General features: G+C 71.8%; 4 protein-coding genes. 1 reads left to right on the top strand and 3 read right to left on the bottom strand.

Annotated elements, in window-relative coordinates; genetic code table 11:
- Positions 1 to 144: 144 nt before the first annotated feature.
- On the top strand, positions 145 to 774 hold the full coding sequence (locus PLL68_RS13195; RefSeq protein WP_324534814.1) for a class II aldolase/adducin family protein: 630 nt from the start codon (positions 145 to 147) through the stop codon (positions 772 to 774).
- Positions 775 to 821: 47 nt separating this feature from the next.
- On the opposite strand, the gene PLL68_RS13190 is transcribed toward PLL68_RS13195, so the two are convergent.
- The 3 genes from PLL68_RS13190 to mtnA are packed head-to-tail and all read right to left on the bottom strand — an operon-like array spanning position 822 to position 3,347.
- On the bottom strand, positions 822 to 1,592 hold the full coding sequence (locus PLL68_RS13190) for a hypothetical protein (protein WP_324534812.1): 771 nt from the start codon (positions 1,590 to 1,592) through the stop codon (positions 822 to 824).
- Positions 1,589 to 2,245 carry a SatD family protein gene (locus PLL68_RS13185; protein WP_324534810.1) on the bottom strand — a complete coding sequence of 219 codons (657 nt, stop codon included), beginning with the start codon at positions 2,243 to 2,245 and terminating at the stop codon, positions 1,589 to 1,591. The genes PLL68_RS13190 and PLL68_RS13185 overlap by 4 nt, the downstream gene beginning before the upstream one ends.
- Before the next feature lie 58 nt (positions 2,246 to 2,303).
- Positions 2,304 to 3,347 carry an S-methyl-5-thioribose-1-phosphate isomerase gene (gene mtnA / locus PLL68_RS13180; RefSeq protein ID WP_324534808.1) on the bottom strand — a complete coding sequence of 348 codons (1,044 nt, stop codon included), beginning with the start codon at positions 3,345 to 3,347 and terminating at the stop codon, positions 2,304 to 2,306.
- Between the last annotated feature and the right edge of the window lie 20 nt (positions 3,348 to 3,367).

The following is a 3,367-nucleotide window of genomic DNA, read 5'->3' as shown; positions in this document are numbered from 1 at the left end:
GCCCAGCCCGCGGGTGCCTGATTCCGCGCCTGACCCCGGCTGACCTTCCCCACGAGACGCCGTCGCGACGAGCACTGGCGACGGCGCCCAACGTCTCGTGGGGAAGGTCGGGAAGGGGAGAGTGGGTAGGCGAGAATCGGTCGCATGACGACTGAGCGCACCACCCTGATCGACCAGTTGCTGGATGCCGGGCGGCACCTCGTCGCGCGCGGCCTCGTCCAGGCGAGCGGCGGCAACCTGTCGGTCCGCCTGCCGGGCACCGACCACTTCCTCGTCACCGGGTCGGGCACGTGGCTCGACCGCCTCACCGCCGACGACCTCGTCGAGCTGACCCTCGACGGTGAGCGCGTCGATGGCGCCCAGCGGCCGTCGGTGGAGTGGAAGCTGCACCAGCGCACCTACGCCGTCCGCCCGGACGTGCAGGCCGTCATCCACCTGCACCCGCAGCACGTGCTGCTCGTCGACATGCTCGGCGCACCGATCCGGTTCACGACGTTGGACCACCAGTTCTACCTGGGCAGCGCCGGGCGGGTGCCGTTCCACCCCGCCGGTTCGCAGGAGATCGCGGATGCCGCCGCGGATGCCGCCCGTGACCACGACGCGGTCGTCATGGCGCACCACGGCTGCTCGACGCTCGGCGACACCGTGTCGATGGCACTGCGCCGGGCGCTCAACCTCGAGGAGGCCGCGGCGATGACCTACCGCCTGCTCATGGCCGGCGACACGACCACGGACTTCCCGCAGGAGTGGAAGGGCAACATCATCAGCATCTGAGCACGATGGCGCTGCGCCGAGTCAGGACCCTCAGCAGATCAAGTCGCTCAGCGGGTCAGAGCCAGACTGGCCAGGGCCACCAGCCAGGAGACGAACGAGCCGACGAGGAAGTACTCGGTGACCTCGTCGATGCCGACGGCATCCACCGTCGAGCTCTCGTCGCGCTTGGCCTGCAGCTCGGGGAAGCGGATCAGACCCTTCGCGGCGATGACGAGCCCGGCGGCCGTGAGCTGACCGGCCAACCCGAGACCGATGATCAGCACCCGCTCCATCGGGCCGAGGAGCCGACCACCGCGCAACTGGTCCGAGGCTTGCGGCCCGCTCGGTAGCTCGGCCTGCTGCACCGGCCGCAGGGCACCGACGCTGACCAGGACGAGCCGGACGACGACGTTGGCGGTGGCGAGGTTCGCGAGCAGCAGGCCCGTCACGAGCAGCACCGCACCCGGGTCACTGTCGGCATCGAGCAGGGGCGGGTCGGCCCAGGCGAGCCACGACGCGAGCAGCCCACCGGCCGACGAGGCCCACCCCGACAGCGCGACGAGCGCGAAGGCCACGGCACCGAGGACGGCCAGGGCACGGCCGTGACCCCGCCCCGTCGACAACGCCTGGGCGGACAGGACCGCCCACAGGGCGAGCGCCACCATCGACACCCCCAGCACGACGAGGTCGGTGGGAGCGGTGAGCCCGGCCAAGGCGGCGAGACCCGCGATCACCGCCGCCCCGACAGCGGGTGACCATCGCGCCACCGCAGGCGGGGCTGCGGCCCGCACGAGGTCGGCGAGCCCGAGGCCGACGAGCCAGACGCCGAGCCAGCTCACGGCATCCGCCGCAGCAGGTCATGGGCCGCCAACACGGCCCCGAGGCCGTCAGCGCGCACGCGCTGGGAGACCGCCGACGGGCTGATGCCCTCGAGTGTCGCCAGGTCACCCTGGGTGGTGTGCGGTTGCATGAGCCCCCTCAGCAGTCGGATCGAACGCTCTGAGCACGAGCCAACCAGATGGTCCCGACAGAGCAGTGCCGCATTGACGGCGTCGACTGCGGTGTCGTCCTCGGACGCGGCGACCCGCAGGGCCGTGCGCACGTGCCGGGTAGCGGGTTTCGCCGCAGCCTCCTCTGCCGCCTCGACGGCAGAGCGGGCTGCCCACCAGCCCGGACCGTCCTCGATCCCCCGGTCCGGGTCGAGCGTGGTCACACTCCCCCGCCCGATCCCGATGCGGGTGTCGACGTCGGGCAACAGGGCCAGGCGCACGCGCAGACCGGCATCCAGCGCCTCGCCGAGCGTCGCGTACGACCCCTGGAACTCGTCGCCGACGGTGACCCGCAACCCCGTGAGGGACGGGACGGCGTCGTCGACCTGACGAAGTGCGGCCTCGACGGCACGGTGCAGGTCAGCGCGGTCGACAGACCCCCGCGAGCCGACGATGTCACCGATGAGGGTGCATCGTGAAGCGCTGCTCTTCATTGAATCCATATGAAGATCATACCTTCACATGATCAAAATGAAGCCCAGAGCTACAGAACAGGACCCTTCACGGGGCGATCGACCACAAGTCCTGCCCTGACCTCGGCTGGGCGACCCCACGCTCGGTCGCCACGGCATCCACCAGGCGCGCGGGCGTGACATCGAACGCCGGGTTGAAGCCCCCGGAGCCCGCAGGCGCCACCCGGACCCCGCCGATGCTCGTGATCTCCTCCCCCGAACGCTCCTCGATCTCGATGCCGGAGCCGTCAGCCATCGACAGGTCGACGGTCGACCACGGCGCAGCGACCATGAAGGGGATGTCGGCGTCGCGGCAGGCCAGCGCCACCCCGAGGGTGCCGATCTTGTTCGCGGCGTCCCCGTTCGCGGCGATGCGGTCGGCACCGACGACGGCGAAGTCGACCAGCCCCCGCAGGATCGTCGAGGCAGCGGCCCCGTCGACCTGGACCACGTGCGGGATGCCGTCCTGCTCCAGCTCGAAGGCCGTGAGCCGGGCCCCCTGCAGCAGGGGGCGCGTCTCGTCGGCGTAGACGAGCTCGATGCGGTCGCGGGCGTGCAGCTCGCGGATCACGCCGAGGGCGGTGCCCCAGGCCGACGTCGCGAGCGATCCCGTGTTGCAGTGCGTCAGCACCCGCAGCCGGGGGCGGTCGATGCGGGACAGCAGCCAGTCCGCCCCGAGCCGCGACAGCTCACGGTTGGCGGCCTCGTCCTCGGCGGCAAGCTGACGGGCCGCCGCCAGCACGGCATCCCTGCCGTTGCCCATCAGCGGCCGCACCTGGTCGACCCCCCACGCGAGGTTGACGGCGGTGGGCCGCGCGTCGCGCACGCGGTCCACAGCGGCCTGGATCCGGGCCTCGTCCCAGCCCTCACGAGCCCCCTCGTCCATCGCGACGACGACACCCATGGCACCGGCCACCCCGAGCGCCGGAGCGCCGCGCACCGCGAGCACAGCGATCGCCTCCACGAGGTCGTCAGTGGTGTCGGTGACCCGATCGACCACGCTCCCGGGCAGCAGGGTCTGGTCGATGAGCCGGACGGCACCGCGACCGTCGCGGCCCGCGGCGTCGTCCCAGGAGATGGCGATGAGCGTCATGGGCGCCAGCCTAGGGTGCC

Origin of the sequence: Ornithinibacter sp., from assembly GCF_035443565.1 — a bacterium.
Lineage (GTDB): Bacteria > Actinomycetota > Actinomycetes > Actinomycetales > Dermatophilaceae > Fodinibacter.
The sequence above is the reverse complement of the archived record's forward strand: the minus strand, read 5'-3'. Positions and strand labels throughout refer to the sequence as shown.